The sequence below is a fragment of the Brevundimonas sp. FV1ye29L genome, from assembly GCF_058681095.1.
This window is the reverse complement of sequence record NZ_CM178730.1, coordinates 830,210-850,897: the sequence shown is the minus strand read 5'-3', so window position 1 is coordinate 850,897 and position 20,688 is coordinate 830,210. Positions and strand designations below refer to the sequence as shown.

Sequence of the window (20,688 nt, the reverse complement as noted above, 5' to 3'; positions counted from 1 at the left end):
CGATTTATGCGAGCTCGGACACCGCCGTCTCGAACGCCCAGTCCAGCCACGGCGTCACCGCCTCGACATCAGCCGTCTCCACCGTCGCCCCGCACCATAACCTGAGCCCTGCCGGCGCCCGGCGATAGGATTCCACGTCGAACGCAGCGCCCTCAGCCTCCAGCAGCGCCTTGAGCCGGACGACGAAGTCGTATCGCCCCGCTTCGTCCAGCCCCGCCACGCGCGGATCGATGAACTTCAGACACACCGAGGTTGTGGAGCGCGTCTCCGGCGTTGCGGCCAGAAAGTCGATCCACGGGGTCCGCTCAACCCAGTCGGCCAGGACGGCGAAATTGGCGTCCGTCCTCGCGATCAGGGCGTCCAGCCCGCCCACGCGCGCGCCCCACGTCACAGCGTCGATCCAGTCTTCGATGGTCAGGACCGAAAAGGTATTGATCACCACGCCCCTGGCCAGCGCCCGGTCGAAACCCTTGTCGTCTGTGATCTTCAGCACCTTCGGGATCGCCCGGTCCGGTGTGAATCCGTCCAGACGGGCCACGGCGCGCGGCGACAGGCACATCACCCCGATCCCCGCCTCGCCGCCCAGCGCCTTCTGGAAGGAGAAGGCCACCACGTCCAGCTTCGACCAGTCCAGCGGCATCGAGAAGGCCGCAGAGGTCGCGTCGCAGATCACGATCCCTTCCCGGTCATCCGAAATGAAATCGGCGTTCGGCACGCGCACCCCGGCCGTCGTGCCGTTCCACGGAAACACCAGGTCCTTTTTCGGATCGACCCGCGTCAGGTCGGGCAGATCGCCCCAGGCCGCCGACAGAATTTCAGGATCCAGCTTCAGCCGGTCCTGCACCGCCGTCTGCCACTGTTTGCCGAAATTCTCGAACGCCATGACCTGGACGGGCCGCTCGCCCAGCATGCACCACAGGGCCGCCTCGATGGCCCCCGTCTGGGAGCCGGGCGTGTAGAGCATCTGGAAATTGTCGGGAACCTCAAGCAGGGCCCGGGTCAGATCCAGGGCATGGGCGAAGCGCTCCACGACCTCAGGCGCGCGAATACCCCGCCCCAGCAGGTCGGTCGGCAGATCGGCCAGAGAATACCCCGGCCGCTTTGCCGTCGGGCCGGCCGAAAACCAGGGGCGCTCAGGCTTCACGGCCGGTTTCTCAATCATGCTCATCGTTCGCCGCCTATCGCCCGGGCCGGTAGGGCCGTTTGGCGCGCCAGGTCTCGGCCACGGCCTTCAGCTGGTCGTCGACCGTATCGGGCAGGGTGACCACGAGCCGGGCCTTGAGATCCCCGCGCCGTCCGCCGGAATAGGCGCCACGCCCCTTCAACCTCAGGGTCTGGCCCGAGTTCGACCCGGCCGGAATGGTCACCGACACCGCCCCGTCCGGCGTCGGCGCCTGCACCTTGCCGCCGAGGACGGCGTCCGGCACCGAAATCGGCAGGTCCATGGTCAGGTCGGCTCCGTCGACCCTGAAGATCGGATGGGCGCCCAGCTTCAGCTCGATCAGCGCGTCGCCCGCCTCTGTCCGGCCGGGCGATCCCTGTCCTTTCAGCCGGATCGTCTGACCGTCCGCCGCACCCTTGGGAATGGTCACATCCAGTGTGCGTCCGTCCGAGAACTGGATCCGCCGCGTCGCCCCGCTGATGGCGTCTTCCAGGCTGATTTCCAGCGCGGCCCGCACGTCCGCGCCCTTGCCGCCGCTGAATGGGGACCGGCCCGCGCCGGAGCGTGCGCCTCCGCCGCCAAACCGACCGAACAGTTCGTCCAGATCAATGTCGTCGAAACTGGCCCGCCCTCCTGGTCCACCGGCGCCGCGCGCGGCGCCCCGGGTGAAATCAAAGCCGCTGAACCCGCCGGCGGATCCCCCCGGATTGAAGCCCGCATACTGCTCGCGCCCATCGGCGTCGATCTGGCCGGAATCGTATTTGGCGCGCTTTTCGACGTCGCCCAGCACGTCAAAGGCGGCGGTCACCCGCTTGAACCGTTCTTCGGCCGCAGCATTGCCCGGGTTGGTGTCGGGGTGCAGATCCTTGGCCAGTTTGCGGAAGGCTTTCTTGATCTCGTCCGCGCTCGCGCCCTTGGAAACGCCCAGTTCCTTATAGGGATCGCCCGCCACGTCAGATCCTGCTCCGCTTCAGGGCGCGCCCGGTCCGGAGGCTTTCGCATCCGGACCCGGAACTTCACCCGGTTCAATGTCCAGAGCCGTCAGTTAAGCCATGCGCGCCCCAACGCAATGGCTATCCGTCCGACAAGGCGATGACAGCCTCCACGCCCCAGCCTCCACGCGTGCTCGCCTGGGCCACGCCGATCCTGGCTTCCGCCCCCGCCCCCCCGGGAAAGTCCAGGGTTCGATCCGCATTCAGATACGTGGCGGCTTCGCCATCCACCTCAAACGTCCGCAAGGCAGCGCCGCCGGCCAGAACCCGCACCCGATAGCGCTTCGGATCAGGCTGAAGGTCTTCGTCACCCCAGCCGTCGCTGTCGAGTCGGGACCGGTCAATCCAGCTCAGCGCCAGACCTGCGCCGTCCTGTCGCGATCTCAGGTGCGCCGGCCGCCAGGGGCGCGCCCAGACGCCTTGGGCCGTCGTCGATGTCTCGGTCACCCCGGGACCTCCTGTCGGACCGCTCAGGGGTCCGGCGCGCCAGAGCTGCGGCAGGCGGAACTCACCGACCTGACCAGCCAGCCGCACAAGGGCCTCGTCGAGAAACACGACGGTCGCACCGGCTCCCAGGCCGGCTGCCATTTCCGTCTCCGTGCCCCGCTGTCCCCGCAGCAATCCGCCCAGACGCCAGCGGCCGCCGGTGAAGAGCGCCGCCTCGCGATACTGAACGATCTCCCAGCCCCCTTCCGTCTCGACCGCCACAGCGTTCGCCCCGCCCAGCACCGCGAGGTCCGTGCGGCTTTCGGGCGCGGCGCCCTCGACGGCGACGATCAGAACATTGACCCGATCCCACCGCCCGACGGGTCCGGGCGGCGTCTCCGCCTCCAGCCGCCCCACAGTCGCAGGACGCAGGGCCTGCCCCCTCAGGGTCAGCGCCTCCACCGAAGGTCCACCGCGGACCTGCATCGGGGTCCAGGGCTCCGCCGCGACCGCCGCCAGCAGCCGCCCGTCATCGGGCGCGGCCGGCAGCGGCGGCAGGTCGAGGATCTTCAGGAAGGGCGCGCCCGGGACCGGCGGCCCGGCCGGGCTCCGCCACTCGGGCGCCAGATCGACGCCGTCCCCATCCACGACCGGGGCAAGGGTCGCGACCACCCCCTCATCCACGGCCAGCCGCTCGATCCGCCAGACCTCGTCACGCCCCTCCACCCGGACCTGATCTCCGACCTCCAGCTTCAACGCCTCCAGCGGCCCCAGCCGCACCGTCAGCGCTTCGGCCGCCTCGACGTCCTTCAGCGTTCGCGTCGCCAGCCCGTGGGCCAGACGGGCCTCGCACACCGCCGGCAGATCGATGTCGATCCCGCCCCCGGGGCCGCCGCTGCCGCTGGCGCCAGCCTCCGCGCGCACGGCGACCGATCCGGTCTGATAGTCCGCCGTCTCGTCGATGAAGCGCACCCGCACCACGTCCGGCGTCTCGACCAGGGCGCGCGACCGGCCGAACGCGGCGCCCTCCTCGGCCAGCGCCATCGCCTCCAGCGCCAGGACGCAGACGGGCTGCCCTTCGCCGCCCAGCACCACCTTCCCGCCCTGTTCGGCCGCCGTCATGCCCAGGGCGCCCAGCAGCGGTTCGATCGCATCCCGCGTCCGCATGGGCCGATCGACGACATAGCCGGTCAGCACGCCCGACGAAGGCCCGATCCGGAACGCGTCCTCCCCGAGGCCGCCCCGCTTGAGGATTTCGGCCAGGATGAGGCCGCCCTCCCCGCTTGCACGTCCGTTCAGCCAGTGACCGCAACGCCAGGCGCCCGCGTCCGCCCAGACCGCAGCGGCCGACGGAAAGGCCGGAAAGGGCCGCGCGTCCCAGCACCAGGCGTCGGCTCCCGCCAGCATCGGACCGCCATAGAGGCTCGACACGGGATTGTTTCCGGCGGTGCTGAAGTGGCTCAGCACCGCTTCCAGGGTTCGCCTTTGCATCCGGTCGTCGCGTGCGCCTGTCGAATGCGGCGGCAGGGCGCTTTCGGCGCTCTTGGGGTCCTGGAACAGATTGGGTGCATTGGCCCCGCGGTCCACGGCGGCGCAGCCGAACTCCGTCAGCCGGATCGGCTTCATCCCGGGCAACCATCCCGTGGCCTCCGCCTGCCTCACCCCGCCGATCCGGTCGTGGTGAGCGTGCGACCACCAGCCGACCAGATCCTTGATGCGGAACACCCGGTCCTCGCCATAGGCGGTGTCGATGATGGGCGTCCGCACCTGCCCAGCCCGGTCCGCTTCGGTGGCATAGTACCAGTCAAAGCCCTCGCCGCCGGCGACCTGGCCCGCCAGATAGTCACGGTCGTCAGCCCCGCTCCAGTCCGCGGCATCAAGGCCGCCGCTGCCGGCGCGCCAGTCGCCCATCGGCGGATACCAGTCGATCCCGACGGAGTTGATGTCCGGATCGGCCCACAGCGGATCAAGGTGGAAGATCAGATCGCCAGAACCGTCGTCCGGCCGGTGCGACGCATACTCCGACCAGTCCGCCGCATAGGACAGGTCGACATCCGGCCCGACCACCGCCCGGCACTCGGCGGCCAGGGTCCGGTACTGGTCGACGGCGGGATGGCGGCCGGCCTCGTCCCGCGTCCATGTCAGGCCGCGCATCTCCGATCCGATCAGCAACCCGTCCGCCCCGGTCTCGGCGACCAGACCGGCATAGTGCAGGGCCAGCCGTCTCAGCCCCCAGTCCGAGGCGGTCCCGAACAGGCTGGCGATCTGGACCGTCGCCCCGGCGCCGTCCTCGCCCCGCAGCCGGCCGCGCCAGGGATAGGCCGCCTGCTCAGGCCCGCCATAGGGATCGTCCAGCCCATTGCCGGGCGCGATGTCCATGAAGACGAACGGATACAGGGTCACCGCCCACCCCCGCGCCTTCAGCGCCGCCACGGCCTGCCGCACGCTCTCGTCCGAAGGGGTGCCGCCATAGGCCGGCGCGCCCCCATGGCTGGAGATCAGATGGGCGCCCGTCCGGTCCAGCCCCGCGACCGACCAGGTCCGGGGCGTCGTCGCCTTGTCCCGACGTTCGACGCCCGGCTTCACCCGACAGTGTCCCGCCCTCAGGTCGTCGCCGAACCAGCCCACCACCAGACTGACCCGCTTCAGGTTCGGAAAGGCCATCTCCAGCTGGTCGATCGAGACCCTCAGATCGGCTTGGTCCCCGGTCTGGTGAACGTTCTCGACGGTGGATTGCGTCAGGCCGTCCCGCCGGAACACCGGCTCCGTCGCCAGTACGAACTCCCCGGCGCCGGGGATCAGGCACACGCCCTCCAGCTTCTCCTCCAGCACCCCGCCCTGCGGCCGCCGGAACACTTCAAAGCTCAGCTGCGGCGGGCGATTGCCATATCGGCCCAGCGCCAGATCCTCGAACACCACATAGGCCGAGCCGCGATAGGCCGGGGCAGCCCCTTCCACCGCTTCAATAAGCGGATCCGGCGTCTGATCCGGACCGCCGTGATGCACCCGCATGACCACGCCGGACAGGTCCATCGGCTGGCCGTCAGCCCAGACCCGGCCCACTCCGTCGATAGGACCTTCGCACAGGGCTACGGCGAAACTCAGCGAATAGGCGGTCTCGACCGTTCCTGGACCCGACTTGCCTCCGCCCTGTTCGTGGCGCTGCTCCCGAAACTGCGCGGCCCAGATGATTTGCCCCGTCACCCGCGCCCGGCCGAGGACGTAAGCCATCGGCGCGCCGTCGGCCGAAGACTGGAGTCTCAGCCCCTCAAGTCTGGGACCGCGCTGCCGGGCGGGGCCCAGACCGTTGATCGCCGCCCGGTCCAGCATTCCGCCCAGGGTCGAGCCGATCACGCGACCCACGTCCCCCGCCACGGCCTGCCCGACCGCACTCAGCACCACCTGGGCCATTCAACGGCTCCTTCTCATCCGGGTCTTCGCCGTCGCCCGGCCATGCAAAGGCCGCCGCCAGCCGCTTTCGCCACCATGGCCCCAGCCAGCTCTCGACCACCGCGCGGCCCCAATAGGCATGGACCATCCGCGCCTCGGCGGCGACGTTCGCCAGCGATCCGGCGCTCATCACACCGCAGTGTTTCGCCGCCGTCCCCGGCGCCATGCGGAACAGCAGCACATCCCCGGCCCGGGCGGTCTCGGGCGCGATCTCAACCAGCCAGCGCCGCAAGGCTTCCAGCAGCGTCTCCTCGCCGCCGGCCTCCGCCCAGTCTGGCGAATAGGGGGGAACAGGTTCGGGCTCGGGTCCGACAACCTCGCGCCAGACCCCGCGCACCAGCCCCAGACAGTCCGCGCCCTCGCCTCGAAGGCTGGCCTGATGTCGGTAGGGCGTGCCCAGCCACTCCCGCGCCCGCTCCGCCGCCGCCCTCACCGGCGGCTCGTCCCGTCATGCCGCCCGTTGGCCGCCGGATAGACGGTCAGGAAGTCGTCCCCCGGGATGTCCGGGAAGCCCTGGAAATTGATCGCATTGTCAAAGACGTCGCGACAGCTCGACCACTGCCTGTCGCAGCGGGCGTCCGGGAATGCCGTCAGATCCACCCGGCAGCGTCCGTCGCCCAGCACCGCATCGCACCCCCGGCCATAGGTCCGGCCCACGACCCGCTCCAGGGCCGCCATCGGTCCGTCCAACTCGGCCACGAAGGCCTCGCCGTCCCGGCGAATGCGCGCCATCGTCCCGACCCACAGCCGCACCCTCAGATCGGGACGCTCCCAGTCGACCCGCCAGATCTCGACCCGGGCCCCGTCGAACCGCCCGGCCAGGATATCCGCTTCCGAAATCAGGTCATCGACCGCCCCGCCGATCGTCATGTCGCCCGGCGCCAGGCCCGTCGCGGCATCGACCGCGCCGGCCACCCACCCGCCCCGGGCGCGACAGAGGACGCCCTCGACATTCAGATCCCGGTCGTGATCGGTGAAGCCCCACGCCACGCCGCTCCGGGGCCGCAGCAACCAGACATGACACAGGGTCGCCGCCCCGCCTTCGATTCGGGCGGCCATCGCCTCCGGAATATCGCGCATCTCAGACCCGCACCTCGATCAGGGGAATGGCGACCATCCGCCCCGCGCCAAAACTCTCCAGGGTGATCTCGATCCGGTCCGCATCGAACCGTACCGGCGTGTCGAACTCGAAGCCGGCGCTGACGCGTGAACCGGCGGCGGGGGCCGACGCCAGTTCGACCTCTCCGCTGACCGCGTCCACCGCGAATTCGCCGGCCGCCAGCGCCTCCCCGTCCACCGCCAGCCGGATCGTTCCAGCCACGGGCTTGCGGATTTCGCGGCTCAGATCTCCATAGGCCTTCACCAGCTGGAAGCGCGTCCTGGCGCCATCACCCTCGCCAAGGTCCTGGTCGCTGGCCGTGATCGCGGCAGCCGGTGCGCACGACTTGAAATCGGCGAAGTCGCGGAACCTGAATCCGCGCAGCCGTCCCCGCCGCGCCTCGAAGAAGGCCGTCAGCTCGGCCATATCGTCCAGCGACCTCAACCCGGCCCCGATCAGATATCGTCTGCGCCCTTGCGCCCAGGGCGTGGACCGTCGCTCATGGCCGGACCCAAGGGTGACGATCTCGGTCCGTCGCTCCACCCCGCCCGTAGATCCGAACGCAAGACGGGCCGGCAGCCGCGCCTCATCAAACGCCGTCATCTGTCATCTTTCCATGGGTTGTGAGATGCGCCGCGCTCGTCCACTCTCGCGCGGCGGCCCGGACGGCCGCATCACATCGGAGGGGCGCATGCGCGGTGAAATTATCAGTTTTGACGAAGCAACGGGCGCTGGCCTGATCAGCGGCGACGATGGTCTTCGTTACGCGTTCGACGCGGCGGATGTGCAAAGCGGCGCGGCCGCCCAGGCCCAGCGCGTCGACTTCGTGCCGGTCGACGGCCTGGCGACCCAGATCATGATCCTCGCGGCTGCGCCACAGCCGGCCGCCGCCCTGTCATCTGCGGGCGTGGCGTCGCCGGACGCCATCGACTGGCAGCACCTGATGCTTCAGTTCAACGGCCGAATCCGGCGCAGCCACTTCGGCATCGCCTGGTTGATCCTGTTCGGGGCCGGCTTCATTCTCGGTCTGATCCCGTTTATCGGAACCCTGATTTCCATCGCCCTCATCTGGCCGAACCTCGCCATCACGGTGAAGCGGCTCCACGATATGGGCAAGTCAGGCTGGTTCGCCGCCATTCCCTACGTTGCGACCGTCGTGGGTCTCGTCGCCGGCTTCATGCTCGTCGGCGCCTCGATCTTCGCCAATGCGGAAGCGTTCCAGAATGAAGACCCCGCCGCCATTCTCGCGGTCATGGGACCGGCCTTCGGCATCTTCGGAATCGTCGCCCTGATTGGCCTCGGCTTCCTGCTCTGGATCGGCCTGACGCCCGGCCAGCCCGGAACCAACCGCTTCGGCCCCAACCCCAAGGGCGAATAGTCCTCTACAGCCGGCGCGCGCCCAGGGTCACGGCGCGCGCCAGCATCTGGGCGATCTGGGCCTCCGAGCGCAGCAAGCCCTGCGGACCGCCTGACATCGACAGATTGACCGTCACCGAAGTCCCTGCGACGCCCGTGGAGTCGATAACCCCCGGGCTCGCGGGTCGAAACACCTCCGGTCCCCGCTCGCCGACCAGATAGGCGGCGCCGGAAACGACAGCCCCGCCCTCCGCCCTTGAGCCGCCGAACAGGCCGCTGACCGCCTCGGCGACGGCCGAGCCCAGACCGCCCGATCCGCCCTGCCTGCCGCCCGCGCCGGCCGTCACTGCCGCCAGCACCGCCCGCGCCAGTTCGGCCAGGGTCACCTCGCCGTCCGCAGCGGCCCGGGCCAGTGACCGGCTCAGGCTGTCGCCCGCCCGTCCGAACGCCGCCTCGATCGAAGCCGCCGTGCGTTCCGCCGGCTCCTTCAGGGACTCCAGGGCGGCCGCTGCCTCCGCGGCCCTTTCCGGCACGCCGTCCAGCCCGGCGCCCGCCGGATCGCCCCAACCGCCTGCCTCAGTCATCCGGCCACGCCTCCGCCATTCGTTCCAATTCCGCCCGGCCCAGAGACTCGCCCGGGCACGCACCCGGGTGCGGCCCCGTCAGCATCCGCCACTCCCTGAGCGACAGCCGCCAGAAGGCCTCGGGCGCCAGACCCATCGCCAGCGCCCGTCTCAACATCACGCCCCAGCCGTCATCGCCGGACATCAACCGGCCGCCGCAAAGGCCGCCGCCACCGCCTCGGCCGCCTCGCGCGGAAGGATGGTCGCGTCCGCCAGCCCCTCGGCCAGGTCGTCCTCGCCCCCGCCCCTCAGCAAGGCCGCCATGACGACCATCAGATCCGACGCCGACGGGGCCCGCATTCGCTCTGCCAGTTCGCCGACCCCGGCCAGACCCAGCCCGGCCTCTATCTCGGCGAGAGCGCCCAGGGTCAGACAGAGCCGCCTCGACCGCCCCGCCAGCACCGCCGACGCCTCGCCCCGGGCTGCGTTGGCCGTCACAGTGCGGTGAACCCGATCTCGCCGGCGCTGGCCAGGCTCAGGGCGAAGCTCGCCTCGCCTTCGTGCTCGCCGGCATACTCCAGCGCCGTCACCAGGAACGGCCCTTCCAGCACGCCGAAGTCCGGCACGATCAACCGCCATCGTCGCGCTTCCTGGGCAAAGAAGACCTCACGGATCGCAGCGTCCGAGGACGCGTCCCGAAACACCCCCTGCCCCGCCACGGCCGCCGACCGCACCCCTGCGCCGCCCAGCAGTTCGCGCCACCGGCCCGCGCTGTCGCCGTCGGTCACATCAATCGTCCGCGCGTTCAGGGCGATCGTCCGCGCTCTCAGCCCGGCGACCGTCGTAAACGCCTCCGGCGCCGCCCCGTCGCCGATCTTCAACAACAGGTCTTTTCCGCGTTGTGCGGCCATTGCATCGTCCTTCATGAAACCCTGCTCCCGGCGGGAGAGGGAGCGGTCAGGCGTCTTCCGTCACGGCGCGCACCCGCATAACGCCATAGGTCCGACGGACGTCCGAGGTCCGGAAGACGTCGGTAAAGGTCACGGCCAGACTGACCGTCCTCACCCCGTCCGCCTCGACCGTCGCGTCCGTCAGCGCCGCCCGTACGGCGGAACAGATGGCCCGCGCCTCCTCGGCGCCGCCGAAACGCGAGACGCAGGACAGGCTCAATCGATGTTCGACCCCGCACCCGTCGGCGCCCACCGGCCGGCTCTCGCCGCGCCCGATCAGCAGATAGGGAAACACCGCCTTCTCGGCCGGCTGATCCCCGATACGAGCCGGATCCCCCATCAGGGCTTTCAGCGTCGGATCGTCCGCCAGTCGGGCGATCAGTCCTTTCGTCAGGGCGTTCTCGTGTCCGCTCATCGCGCCGCCTCCAGTCCCAGGCGCGTCCATCCGAAGCGGCAGCTCTCCACCGTGCGTATCCGCCAGTCGCCGCCTTCGAAACGCAGCACGCGCCCCGCGCCTATTCGCTCGTCCTTCCGCGCCTCGACCGTCCGCCGCGCCGTGGCATGGTCGCCGCCCGCCACCACCCGCTCGCGCACGGACCCGCCCTGTGGCGACAGCCACGCCAGTCCCAGCGGCAGATAGGTCGTCGACCGCCCGCCATAGGGGGTTTCGGCTTCGACGGGCTCCAGCAGCTCGGCCAGTATCCTCGGCGGGCCGCTCACAGCCGCGCCGCCCGATACGGTGCGATCCAGGCCTCCACGGGCCTGATCGCCATCTCCGTCTCGCCCCGCTCATAGGCCCGGAGGGCCAGCATCAGGATCGCCAGCCGCAGCGGCGCGGCCGAGGTCGAGGTCAGGCTCAAGCCCGCCTCTCCCTCCACCCGCGCCCGGGCCGCGTCGATCAGGGTCTGGATCAGCCCGTCCTCGGCCTCATGGCCGACGCGCAGGAACAGCTTCGCTTCCGCCAGGGAGACGGGTGCGGTCATGGGGGTCTCGCTTTGCTCGAAAGTGGCGAGTGTCGAGTGACGAGTGGCGAGCGCCAATCTCATCCGTCGGACCGTCGCCGTTGGGCGCTCCGGCCAGCGACGAGCGGCGCTTCACTCGCCACTCGCCACTAACCACTCGTCACTCCGCCTCTAGGAGGCGGCGAATTTCATCACCTTGATGGCGTCGAAGTTCTGCACCCCGCCGCCGACCCGTTTCGTGGTGTAGAACAGCACATAGGGCTTGGCCGAATAGGGGTCCCTCAGCACCCGCACCCCGGCCCGGTCGACGATCAGATAGCCGCGCTGAAAGTCGCCGAAGGCAATCGCCGCGCTGTTGGCCGCGATGTCGGGCATGGTCTCGATCTCGGTGACCGGATAGCCCAGCAGGCTGGCCGTCTCGCCCGGTCGCGACGCCGGCGTCCAGATGTAGTTGCCGTCCGCGTCCTTGAATTTGCGCACCGTCGAGACCGTGCGCCGGTTCATCACGAACCGTCCGTTCGGCCGGTACTGGGCCCTGGGCGCATAGATCAGGTCGATCAGCCGGTCCGCCGGATTGGTCGAGGCGAAGGCTCCGGCCGCGCCCGAGGCGACATAGCCGATCTCGCCCCAGTCCTGATCGGCGTCGGCGACGATGTCATAGGCCAGGAAGCCCTTCGGCTTGTTGGTCCCGTCGCCGGTGACGAAGGCCGTGGTCTCCTGCGCCGCAAAGGCGTCCTCGACCTCGGCCGCCAGCCATTCGTCCAGATTGATCAGGGCGTCGTCCAGCAGGGTCTGGGTCGCGGCCGGACTCGCGTAGAGATCGGCCGCCGGAAACTCCAGCAGGGCCAGGGTCGCCGGGTCGGTCTCGGGCCGCGCCGCCGTCTCCGCCACCCAGCCCGAGGCCACGCCGGCTGTCGAGACCGGCTTTCTGAACACCCCGGCCGCCACCGTCCGGACCGTCGCGATCTCGCGCATCGGACTGACCGTCATCAGCCGCCGCTCGATCGCCCGTTCGGTCTCCGGCGGCACGACATAGCCGCCCGAGGTCGGCGCCGACGACAACCCCGCCTTCACCTCCAGCCCGAACGAGGCCCCCGTGCGGATATAGCCGTCGAACGCGGCCTTCTCCTCCCCATGAAATGGGGAGGAGGATCGCTGCGCTTGCAGCGATCCGGAGGGGGTCTCTCCACCCCCCAGCTGCGGCCTCCGCGCCTCCGACATCACCCGGTCCAGCCGGGCCTGCGCCTGACCCACCGCCTGGTCGATCCGCGCCACCTTCTCCTCCAGCAGGGCGTCGGCCGCGCTCTTCCTCTCGATCTCGTCCAGCCGGGCGTCATTCGCCCCTTTGAACGCCTCGAACGCCGCCATCATCTCATGCATGGCGGCGCGCGCCTCGGGGGTGCCCGAGGCCTGTTTGGTCTCTTTCATCATGTCTCCGGTTTGAGAAACCGCCCGTCGCGGTTAGGGTCGGGTCGTGCCTCAGCCCGCCCGAAATCTGTTGATCGTCACTGTTGACGGGGCGCTCCCATGAGCCGCCATATCGATACGCCCGGATCCTCGCCGCGCTTCACCGGCCTCGAGACCGCCGTCATGGCCGCCCTCGCCCATGACCAGCGCGCCGTGCTGCCGGGTCTCGCCGGCCAGTTCGCCAGGGCCCGTCCCGGCCGCCGCCGCAACACCGCCTTCGGCGCCTATACAGAGGTGGTTTTCGATCACCCCGTTACAGGCGCGTCACAGGGCGTTTCCGGCCGGTTTGGCGCAGTCCACGCCATGATCACCGGCCTGCCCGAGTCCATCGCCTTCCAGGTCGAGATGTATCGGGGCCGCGTCATCGCCCTGCATGCCGACAGCTATGGCCAGGACACCCGCGCCATCGACTTCGCCACCGCGCACGTCAGCGAGATCTTCACCGTCGACAGCGCCGGCCGCTCCATGCCTGTCACGCTCGAACAGCCGGGACCTGAAACCCTCAGGCCCGAGCCGACCATGCGTGAGGGTCTTCTACACTCAGCCCAGCGGCGACTGCAGGCCTTCGCGCCGCCGCCCGATCCTACCCCCCTCGTCAATGTCGGGCCTCTCCAGCGCGTTCAGGAGACGGAGCGTCCGGTCAATGCCTTCTCCGTCGCGGCCCGCGCTTTCGACCGCAACCCGGGGCGCCCGCCGATCGAGGAACCCGTCGCCGAGAACCGGCAGTCCCTCCTGTTCGGCCTCTGGGTCGCCCTCGGCGCGATCGCCATTCTCGCCACCCTGTTGTTCCGTGTCCCGCTCGCCTTCGCCCTCGCCGGCGCCTTCTTCCTCGGCCGTGCCGTCCAGAACCCCAAAGTCCTCGACGCCATAGCCGCCCTGCTGAAGAAGGCGCAGGACCAGCAGGCGCTCAACGGGACGAAACGCTGAACCTCGCCCCCGGCAGCATCGGAAACGTCACCAGCGACACTTCCCACAGCTCGACCCGGCTCAATACCCGCAGCCGTCCCTCGCGCCGCGCCGCCGCTGTGCGAAACCCGATCGACAGACCGTCCAGCGCGCCCGCCCGGCTCAACGCCCCGGCATAGCGGGCCTCGGCCGACCAGTCCTCGATCCGGCCGCGCACGAACAGGCCCCGGTCATCCTCGACCAGTTCGTCCCAGACGCCGACCACCGCGCGCGCCTCATGCTGATGCAGCATCCGCACCCCCGCCGCCCCGGTCCGCGCCAGGCTGTCGGCGAACGCGCCCTGCGCCACCACATCCCCGTTCAGATCCGCCACGCCCCACAGGGAGGCGTAGCCGTGAATGGACAGGGCCGAGGGGCGAGGGACGAGGGGCAAACTCGTTACGCCTTCTTCCTCGACCCTCAACCCTCGACCCTCAACCGTCATTTCCCCTCCAGCCGCCGCTCGATCCGCTCCACCGCGGCCCGGGTCGCCACCCCCTGCTCTTCCAGCCGCGCCAGTCGCTCGACCACCTGCCCTTGCGAACCTGCGCCCGTCTCCAGCGCCGCGATCCGCGCCGAGGCGGCCCCGGCCCAGATCAGGGCGGCGGCCGTCTGTACGATCAGGGCGGCGACCACCGCCGGCGGCATCCGTTTCCAGTCGTCGCTCATCCCTCGACCCCCGCCATCCGCCGCCGCTCCCCGTCGGTCAGGAAGGTCGCCGCACCCAGACGCGCCCACAGGGCGTCGCGCTCGGCCTGCAGGGCGGGAACCGTCTCCAGATCCGGCTCGATGCGGATGTCGCCGTACCTTTGACCCAGCCATCCGGTCAGGGCCCCGGCCGTCTTGCGCACCAGAGGGATCACCGTCGCCCGCCAGAAGGCGGCATTGGCCTCGCGATAGTTGGCATAGGTCGCGTCCCCGGGAATCCCCAGCAGCTGCGGCGGCACGCCAAAGGCCAGGGCGATCTCGCGCGCCGCCGCATGTTTCCCCTCGATGAAATTCATCTCCGCCGGCGACAGGCTCATCGGCTTCCAGTCCAGCCCGCCCTCCAGCAGCAACGGCCGCCCGGCGTTGGCGGGCCCGGAATGGGTCGCGCCCAGCTCGGATTTCAGCGTCTCGAACTGTTCGGCCGTCAACCGCTCCCCGTCCCGCGCCCCATAGACCAGAGCCCCCGACGGCCGCGCCGCATTGTTCAGCAGCGCCATGTTCCAGGCGCCAGAGGCATTGTGCACATCGATGGCGAAGGCCGCGGCCTCCAGCGGCGACAGGCCATAGTGGTCATCCGTCGGGTGAAACAGCTTCAGCTGCATCACCGGGGCCCAGCCGTCCGGCTCGCGCCCGATCCGCACGGTGCGCCCATCCACCGTATAGTCCCAGGCCTCGGCCCAGCCGCCCGGTCCCGGCACGATCTTCACCCGGTCCGGCCTCAGGCTCCACAGCTCCTGTGGCGCGGCTTCGTCCGGCGCACCGATCGCCTCGACATAGGCGTTGCCCGCCGTCTGCAGGGCGGCATAGACGCCCTCCAGCCACTCCGCGCCCGACTGTTCCGGATTGGGCCGGGCCAGCCGTTGCGCCACCGCGTGGTCGTCCGCCCGGACCCCGCCCTCGAACACCGTCATCCGGGTCGAGGCCGCCGCCTCCGCGATCATCCGCACGCAGCGATAGACCACCGGGTTTTTCGCAAACCCCTCGCTGGCCAGACTGGCATAGTCGCGCGGCGTCCAGCGCGGGCGTCCCGCCGACTGAAACGCGATCAGCGGCCCCGCCCGACTGGCCTTGGTCTCGGGCGTCGCCTCATCCCGTCGTCGCATCCACTGCATCCAGGCCACAGGTCATCCTTCCTCGCCCGGCGGACACCGGGACGGATCACGTCAATTCAATCTCGAAAACCGCTTACAGCTGGCGCACCTGGGGTGTTCCGCGCGCGTTCAGCAACAGATGCCCGACCGCCCAGACCAGGGCGTCCGCGCGGTCCGGACTGCGGCCACAGGTGGCGTCACCCATGCCCATCAGCTCCTCCTCCAGCTCGGGAAAGGCGGCGCAATGCACCACCCGTCCCTGCTCATACAGGGCGGCCACCGGCTCGGCCCGCATCCGTTTCGACGCCGTGGCGTGTACCGGCTTGATCCGCGCCCCGCACTTCGCCAGCTTCAACAGATGGGACACCATCTGGCCGCCCTGGTTGGTCTCGGCGATGACCCAGTCCGCCTCATGCACCGCCGCCAGATCGGCGACCCGCGCGGCCCATCGCATCGGCGCGCGCGCCCTCATGGTCTCGTCGGCCAGCACATAGGCCGTCCCCCCACGTCGCCCGACCACCACAATGCCGCAGGCATCGCCGGTCTCGGTCGTTGACGGATCCAGCCCGATGACGATCTGGTCCAGATGTTCCGGCGCGGTCCCCCGGGCCCTCTCAAGCATGGCCTGCGTCCACAACCCGCCCTCCATGTCCAGCACCTGACCCTCCACCTCCTGAGCCTCCAGCCGGGACCCGGCATAGAGGGTGCGCAGTCCCTCGCGGAAACCGGCCGACAGGTTGGCGTGGTTCTCCTGGGTCGCCGCCCGGGTCAGCACCACGGTCGGTTCAGCCATCAGCGATCTCAGCGCCGCCAGCGGTCTCGGCGTGGTCGTCACGACCAGACGCGGATCGTCGCCCAGTCTCAGACCCAGCCTCAGCATCGCCAGCGTCTCGCCCGGCTTTTTCCAGGCACAGAACTCGTCCGCCCAGGCATCGTGAAACTGCGGCCCCCTCAGCCGTTCCGGCTCGGCCGCCGAATAGACCTGGGCCACCGCCCCGTTCGGCCAGACCAGCCGCCGGCGCGAACTCTCATAGACCGGCCGGCGCGCCTCGGGGGCGATGGCCCGCAGGCCCGACGCCCCCTCGATCATCACCTCACGCACGTCGTGCAGGGTCGGCCCGACCAGGGCCAGCCGCCGTCCCGGCAGGGCTCTCTGCGTCAGCCATTCCGCGCCGGCGCGGGTCTTGCCGGCTCCCCGGCCGCCCAGAAACAGCCAGGTCGCCCAGGGTGTCTCAGGCGGTCTTTGCGATCTCCGCGACCACCCCCTCCAGTCCCTCTCGATCAGGTTCAACACGGCCACAGGCAGGGCAGACAGCAAGGTCCTCCTGCTCGAGGTCGGCAACGAGGCCAGCCATTCGGGAAATGAGCCTGTCCCTGAAAGCCTGCTCGGCGGCGGCGTCCTCGAGTCCGTCAACGCCCTTCAACCTCCCTGCGCTTCGTTCCAGGCCGCCGATGTCCGCGTGGGCCCTCACCGTCGCCGAAACCGCCTTGGCCCGACGCACCCGCTCCAGCGGCGTTTCGCCGACACCGTCCAGAAGCTCCTGTTTCAGGCTTGCGATCATGGCCTCCAGCGGATCGACCGCCGCGGGACCGGGCGTCAGGTCCGCCGCCGGTCCCCCTGCCGGGCCTCCTGTGGCCGCATCCCCATGTCTCGCCATTCGCAAACTATAGCGGACCAGCGCCCATAGGCGGGTTCATCGCCGCGAGAATCGGAATCCATCAAAGGAAACAACGGACGTCTTTGCTCGACCATCATAGCCCGCGTCGTCAGCCCAACAGACCGCCTAGACGCCGCGTTCGATGTCCCATTCCGGCGCCTCATAGCCGACGGCGTCCTCAGGCTTGTCCAGGTCCAGTTCCGAGATCGTCTGCCCCCGCACCGACACCCCGGCCGTATGCACGCTCTCCGGATCGCCCGACACCAGCGGATGCCAGTCGGCCAGCCCCCGCCCTTCATTCAGCCGGCGATAGCCGCACGACTTCGGCATCCAGTCCAGCGCCTCGATGTTCTGCGGCGTCAGCTTGATACAGTCCGGCACCTGCTTCTTGCGGTTCGGATAGTCGATGCAGGTGCAGCGGTCGGGATCGAACAGTCGGCAATGCACCTTGGTCGCGAACACCACTCCGGTGTCCTCGTCCTCGAACCGGATCAGGCAGCACAGGCCGCAGCCGTCGCAGACGCTCTCCCACTCCGCGCGGGTCATCTGCTCCAGCCGTTTGGTCTGCCAGAAGGGTTTGGCGGCCGGGGCCGTCGCGGCGGTCAGACCGCCACCGCCTTGGCCATGTCGGCGTCGGCCGCACGCCTCAGCGCATCCTCGGCCCAGGCATTCAGACTGCGTCCTGACAGTTCCGCCGCCTTCGCCACACGGGCATGCACCTCCGGATCGACCCGGAACATCACCTTGCCGGAATAGGGCTTGTCGGGCGACTTCCCGATCTTGGCGCAGGTCTCGATGTAATCGTCCACCGCCTCGCGGAACGCCGCCTTCAGTTCCGCGACCGTGTCGGCGTGAAAGCCGACACCATCGCGGATGCCAGCCAGCTTTCCGAAGAAGATCTCGTCATCCGCGTCGAACTCCACGGCCGCGGAATAGCCCTTGTAAGTCATCTGGTTCGTCACGTTGCATCCTCCACCGCAAAGCGGGGGAGGGGGACCGCGCGAAGCGTGGTGGAGGGGGCGGAAACGGGTAAGATGTTAATCATGAGAGCACCGGTTCTTACCCAAAAACGCGCAAGATGTCTCCGGCGCTCGATGACACCGCCGGAAGCGGCGATCTGGGTCCTTGTCCGCGCCCGTCTGCCGGGGCGGCCAAACTTTCGCCGCCAGCACGCTCTCGGTCCCTATATTCTCGACTTCTATTGCGCCGCTGCCCGCCTGTGCGTTGAGATCGACGGTCAGATCCATCTGGCTGACGGGCAGGTCAGGCATGATGCCCGCCGAACCGGCTGGCTGAATCAGCGAGGGATTGAGGTCATGCGTTTCCGGGCCGAAGATGTCCTGAGAAACGCCGATGAGGTCGCAGAAGAGATGTGGCTCCGGGCCCGACATCGTCTTCGAGGCGAATAGAGGCACCTTCCTATGGAAACCCGACGCCAAACCCCCTAGATCAGCCTCGCTTTCGCCCCCTCCACCAGGCTTCGCCCGGTCCCCCTCCCCCGCTGTGCGGGTGAGGATTTAGGTTCTACATGGCTCCCCGCTCCTCCCCCCGCCCGCCCCTCGTCGCCCTCAAGGACGTCCGCCTCCAGGACGGCCAGCGTCCCCTGTTCGACGGCGTTGATCTCGCCATTGAGCCGCGCACCCGTTCCTGCCTGGTCGGCCGCAACGGCGCTGGCAAATCCACCCTGATGAAGGTCGTGATGGGCCTGATCGAGCCGGACTCGGGCACCCGCTCGATCCAGGGGGCGGTGAAGTTCGCCTATGTGCCGCAAGAGCCGGTGATCGCCGGCGACACCCTGCTGGACTACGCCACCTCCAATGACGCGGAGTCCTGGACGGCCGAGTCCTGGCTGGAAACCTTCGGCATGGACCCGAACAAGTCCACCCGGGGCCTGTCCGGCGGCGAGATCCGTCGCGCCGCCCTGGCCAAGGCCTTCGCCGAGGAGCCCGACCTGCTCCTGCTGGACGAGCCGACCAACCACATGGACATTCTGGCGATCGAACTGCTGGAAAAGGAGATCATCGCGGCCCGTTGCGCCGCCCTCATCGTCTCCCACGACCGCGCCTTCCTGAACCGCGTCACCCAGTCCTGCCACTGGCTCGACAACCGTCAGGTCCGCACCCTGAACAAGGGCTTCGACGCCTTCGACGAATGGGCCACCAAGGTTCAGGAAGAAGAAGCGCTGGCCTTCCAGAAGCTGACCAGGACCATCGAACGCGAAACCGCGACCTTCTACAGCTCCATCACCGCCCGCCGCAGCCGCAACGAGGGGCGCGCCCGCTCGCTGGACGCCCTGCGCGCCCAACGCGCCGAACAGGCCCAGGATCGCCCGCGCGAGATGTATCTCGGCGTCGATTCCGGCGGGACATCCGGCAAGCTGGTGGCCGACCTCAAGGGCGTGACCAAATCCTTCGGCGACCGAATGGTGATCAAGCCCTTCACCAGCCGCATCCTCCGGGGCGACCGTCTGGCCATCGTCGGCCCCAACGGCGCGGGCAAGACCACCCTGGTCAAGATCATGCTCGGCGAACTCGCGCCCACCGATGGAACGGTCAAGCTCGGCGCCAGTCTCGAGACCGTCTATCTCGACCAGTCGCGCGACGGGCTGCGGTCCGACATGACCCTGTGGGACGCCCTGACCCCCGGCGGCGGCGACAGCATCCTGGTGCGCGGGATTTCCAAACATGTCGCCGCCTACGCCAAGGACTTCCTCTTCACCGAGGCCCAGCTGCGCCAGCCCATCTCGACCCTGTCGGGCGGCGAGCGCAACCGCCTGCTGCTGGCCCTGGCCCTGGCCAAACCCGCCAACATGCTGGTCCTCGACGAACCGACCAACGACCTCGACATGGACACGCTCGACAAGCTTGAGGAGCTTCTGGAGCAGTACGACGGGACCCTGATCCTGGTCAGCCACGACCGCGATTTCGTCGACCGCCTCGCCACCTCGACCATCGGCATGAACGGCCGCGGCGACATTGTCGAAACCCCCGGCGGCTGGACCGACTTCATCGGCCAGAACCCGGACTTCCTCAAACAGATCGCGGCCGGACGGGGTCCGACGCAGGCCGCACCAGCCCCGGCTCCGGCTCCGGTCGCCAAGGCCGCACCGACGCCCAAAGGCAAACTCTCCTTCAAGGATGCCCACCGCCTCAAGGAACTCGACGCCCTGATCCACGCCCTCCCCGACACGATCAAGTCGCATCAGGCCCGGCTCGATGACGTCAACTTCTACTCCCGCGACCCCGCCGGCTTCGCCTCGACCATGAAGGCGCTTGAGGCCGCCCAGCAGAAGCTCGCCGAAGCGGAAGAGGAATGGCTCGAACTGGAAGCCAAACGAGAAGCGCTGGCGGGATGACTGGCGCTACGGTTCGCATGTTGGAGCGAGTCAGTTGTCCACAGACTGTCGAACCAAGGCCGGATCGTGACAAATGCATGACATTGAAAGCATCCTTTTGTCATCGACCCGTTATCCACAGATCCGGACAAAAATCGTCCCCCGATTGATCCCCATTTACCGTGTCCGGACCCATTGCCGGATTCCGGATTCAGAGAGACCTTGATCACGCCGAGGGACACGGCGGCGCGGAAATCCGGGGAGACCCGGGGCTCAAGCGAACCGGTCCGGCTCTCTGACCCGGTCGGCCGAGATCATCTCCGGATGACGCAGGCAGCATCAGGCAGGGCCCAGGCTCCCGAACCGAACGCTTCGGCGCTCCGGTTCAGGGAGAACCAGGCCGGGATCGTTGGACGACGCGGGGTTTAGAGACCCGGCGAGACGCCATCGGACAGGAGCCGCCAGAATACAGCCGAAGGCCTCCGGGGTTCGCCTCGCAGGCGCTGGGGCCAGGGTTCTGAACCT

At 69.1% G+C, this 20,688-nt stretch carries 25 protein-coding genes; 4 read left to right on the top strand and 21 right to left on the bottom strand.

Annotated elements, in window-relative coordinates; genetic code table 11:
• Positions 1-4 precede the first annotated feature (4 nt).
• From ACW17W_RS04235 to ACW17W_RS04210, 6 genes are all read right to left on the bottom strand, one after another.
• Positions 5-1,162 carry a phosphoserine transaminase gene (locus ACW17W_RS04235; protein ID WP_492080253.1) on the bottom strand — a complete coding sequence of 386 codons (1,158 nt, stop codon included), beginning with the start codon at positions 1,160-1,162 and terminating at the stop codon, positions 5-7.
• Between the two features lie 16 nt (positions 1,163-1,178).
• Positions 1,179-2,114 (bottom strand): DnaJ C-terminal domain-containing protein, encoded by a 936-nt coding sequence (locus ACW17W_RS04230; protein ID WP_492079495.1) that lies wholly within the window; start codon positions 2,112-2,114, stop codon positions 1,179-1,181.
• A gap of 121 nt (positions 2,115-2,235) precedes the next feature.
• On the bottom strand, positions 2,236-5,934 hold the full coding sequence (locus ACW17W_RS04225; protein ID WP_492080252.1) for a baseplate multidomain protein megatron: 3,699 nt from the start codon (positions 5,932-5,934) through the stop codon (positions 2,236-2,238).
• Positions 5,849-6,463 carry an NlpC/P60 family protein gene (locus ACW17W_RS04220; RefSeq protein ID WP_492079494.1) on the bottom strand — a complete coding sequence of 205 codons (615 nt, stop codon included), beginning with the start codon at positions 6,461-6,463 and terminating at the stop codon, positions 5,849-5,851. Before ACW17W_RS04220 ends, ACW17W_RS04225 begins: the two co-directional genes overlap by 86 nt.
• On the bottom strand, positions 6,460-7,110 hold the full coding sequence (locus ACW17W_RS04215) for a phage/gene transfer agent baseplate hub protein (RefSeq protein WP_492079493.1): 651 nt from the start codon (positions 7,108-7,110) through the stop codon (positions 6,460-6,462). The genes ACW17W_RS04220 and ACW17W_RS04215 overlap by 4 nt, the downstream gene beginning before the upstream one ends.
• Before the next feature lies 1 nt (position 7,111).
• On the bottom strand, positions 7,112-7,732 hold the full coding sequence (locus ACW17W_RS04210; RefSeq protein WP_492079492.1) for a phage distal tail protein, Rcc01695 family: 621 nt from the start codon (positions 7,730-7,732) through the stop codon (positions 7,112-7,114).
• Between the two features lie 88 nt (positions 7,733-7,820).
• Between ACW17W_RS04210 and ACW17W_RS04205 the strand changes: the two genes are divergently transcribed.
• The gene (locus tag ACW17W_RS04205) at positions 7,821-8,507 is read left to right on the top strand and encodes a DUF805 domain-containing protein (protein WP_492079491.1); all 687 of its coding nucleotides are present in this window, start codon (positions 7,821-7,823) and stop codon (positions 8,505-8,507) included.
• Positions 8,508-8,511: 4 nt separating this feature from the next.
• Here the strand turns inward: ACW17W_RS04205 and ACW17W_RS04200 are convergent, their stop codons facing one another.
• The 8 genes from ACW17W_RS04200 to ACW17W_RS04165 all read right to left on the bottom strand — a co-directional run bounded on the left by ACW17W_RS04200 (position 8,512) and on the right by ACW17W_RS04165 (position 12,388).
• Positions 8,512-9,069: a phage tail tape measure protein gene (locus tag ACW17W_RS04200; RefSeq protein WP_492079490.1), complete on the bottom strand. Its 558-nt coding sequence runs from the start codon at positions 9,067-9,069 to the stop codon at positions 8,512-8,514.
• Positions 9,062-9,253: a phage tail assembly chaperone gene (locus ACW17W_RS04195; protein WP_492079489.1), complete on the bottom strand. Its 192-nt coding sequence runs from the start codon at positions 9,251-9,253 to the stop codon at positions 9,062-9,064. Before ACW17W_RS04195 ends, ACW17W_RS04200 begins: the two co-directional genes overlap by 8 nt.
• On the bottom strand, positions 9,253-9,546 hold the full coding sequence (locus ACW17W_RS04190; protein ID WP_492079488.1) for a GTA-gp10 family protein: 294 nt from the start codon (positions 9,544-9,546) through the stop codon (positions 9,253-9,255). The genes ACW17W_RS04195 and ACW17W_RS04190 overlap by 1 nt, the downstream gene beginning before the upstream one ends.
• Positions 9,543-9,959: a phage major tail protein, TP901-1 family gene (locus ACW17W_RS04185; RefSeq protein WP_492080251.1), complete on the bottom strand. Its 417-nt coding sequence runs from the start codon at positions 9,957-9,959 to the stop codon at positions 9,543-9,545. The genes ACW17W_RS04190 and ACW17W_RS04185 overlap by 4 nt, the downstream gene beginning before the upstream one ends.
• A 46-nt stretch (positions 9,960-10,005) precedes the next feature.
• The gene (locus ACW17W_RS04180; RefSeq protein WP_492079487.1) at positions 10,006-10,413 is read right to left on the bottom strand and encodes a DUF3168 domain-containing protein; all 408 of its coding nucleotides are present in this window, start codon (positions 10,411-10,413) and stop codon (positions 10,006-10,008) included.
• Positions 10,410-10,718 carry a head-tail adaptor protein gene (locus ACW17W_RS04175; protein WP_492079486.1) on the bottom strand — a complete coding sequence of 103 codons (309 nt, stop codon included), beginning with the start codon at positions 10,716-10,718 and terminating at the stop codon, positions 10,410-10,412. The genes ACW17W_RS04180 and ACW17W_RS04175 overlap by 4 nt, the downstream gene beginning before the upstream one ends.
• Complete coding sequence (locus ACW17W_RS04170; protein ID WP_492079485.1) at positions 10,715-10,981, bottom strand: head-tail connector protein; 267 nt, start codon at positions 10,979-10,981, stop codon at positions 10,715-10,717. Before ACW17W_RS04170 ends, ACW17W_RS04175 begins: the two co-directional genes overlap by 4 nt.
• 150 nt (positions 10,982-11,131) lie before the next feature.
• Entirely contained in the window at positions 11,132-12,388 is a 1,257-nt protein-coding gene (locus tag ACW17W_RS04165; protein ID WP_492079484.1) for a phage major capsid protein, read from the bottom strand.
• A gap of 99 nt (positions 12,389-12,487) precedes the next feature.
• On the opposite strand from ACW17W_RS04165, the gene ACW17W_RS04160 reads away from it, so the two are divergent.
• Complete coding sequence (locus ACW17W_RS04160) at positions 12,488-13,354, top strand: hypothetical protein (RefSeq protein WP_492079483.1); 867 nt, start codon at positions 12,488-12,490, stop codon at positions 13,352-13,354.
• Here the strand turns inward: ACW17W_RS04160 and ACW17W_RS04155 are convergent.
• From ACW17W_RS04155 to ACW17W_RS04125, 7 genes are all read right to left on the bottom strand, one after another.
• Positions 13,335-13,766, bottom strand: a complete 432-nt coding sequence (locus ACW17W_RS04155) for an HK97 family phage prohead protease (protein WP_492079482.1) — start codon at positions 13,764-13,766, stop codon at positions 13,335-13,337. The genes ACW17W_RS04160 and ACW17W_RS04155 overlap by 20 nt on opposite strands.
• Positions 13,767-13,813: 47 nt before the next feature.
• The gene (locus ACW17W_RS04150; protein WP_492079481.1) at positions 13,814-14,041 is read right to left on the bottom strand and encodes a hypothetical protein; all 228 of its coding nucleotides are present in this window, start codon (positions 14,039-14,041) and stop codon (positions 13,814-13,816) included.
• Positions 14,038-15,183, bottom strand: a complete 1,146-nt coding sequence (locus ACW17W_RS04145; RefSeq protein WP_492079480.1) for a phage portal protein — start codon at positions 15,181-15,183, stop codon at positions 14,038-14,040. Before ACW17W_RS04145 ends, ACW17W_RS04150 begins: the two co-directional genes overlap by 4 nt.
• 82 nt (positions 15,184-15,265) lie before the next feature.
• Entirely contained in the window at positions 15,266-16,489 is a 1,224-nt protein-coding gene (locus ACW17W_RS04140; protein ID WP_492079479.1) for a DNA-packaging protein, read from the bottom strand.
• Entirely contained in the window at positions 16,404-16,733 is a 330-nt protein-coding gene (locus ACW17W_RS04135; protein ID WP_492079478.1) for a hypothetical protein, read from the bottom strand. The genes ACW17W_RS04140 and ACW17W_RS04135 overlap by 86 nt, the downstream gene beginning before the upstream one ends.
• 222 nt (positions 16,734-16,955) lie before the next feature.
• Entirely contained in the window at positions 16,956-17,375 is a 420-nt protein-coding gene (locus ACW17W_RS04130; RefSeq protein ID WP_492079477.1) for a YcgN family cysteine cluster protein, read from the bottom strand.
• Positions 17,376-17,431: 56 nt separating this feature from the next.
• The gene (locus ACW17W_RS04125; protein WP_492079476.1) at positions 17,432-17,791 is read right to left on the bottom strand and encodes a type II toxin-antitoxin system HicB family antitoxin; all 360 of its coding nucleotides are present in this window, start codon (positions 17,789-17,791) and stop codon (positions 17,432-17,434) included.
• 72 nt (positions 17,792-17,863) lie between these two features.
• Between ACW17W_RS04125 and ACW17W_RS04120 the strand changes: the two genes are divergently transcribed.
• Both ACW17W_RS04120 and ACW17W_RS04115 read left to right on the top strand, forming a co-directional pair.
• Positions 17,864-18,238 carry an endonuclease domain-containing protein gene (locus tag ACW17W_RS04120; protein ID WP_492079475.1) on the top strand — a complete coding sequence of 125 codons (375 nt, stop codon included), beginning with the start codon at positions 17,864-17,866 and terminating at the stop codon, positions 18,236-18,238.
• A gap of 119 nt (positions 18,239-18,357) precedes the next feature.
• The gene (locus tag ACW17W_RS04115; protein ID WP_492079474.1) at positions 18,358-20,184 is read left to right on the top strand and encodes an ABC-F family ATP-binding cassette domain-containing protein; all 1,827 of its coding nucleotides are present in this window, start codon (positions 18,358-18,360) and stop codon (positions 20,182-20,184) included.
• Positions 20,185-20,688: the final 504 nt, after the last annotated feature.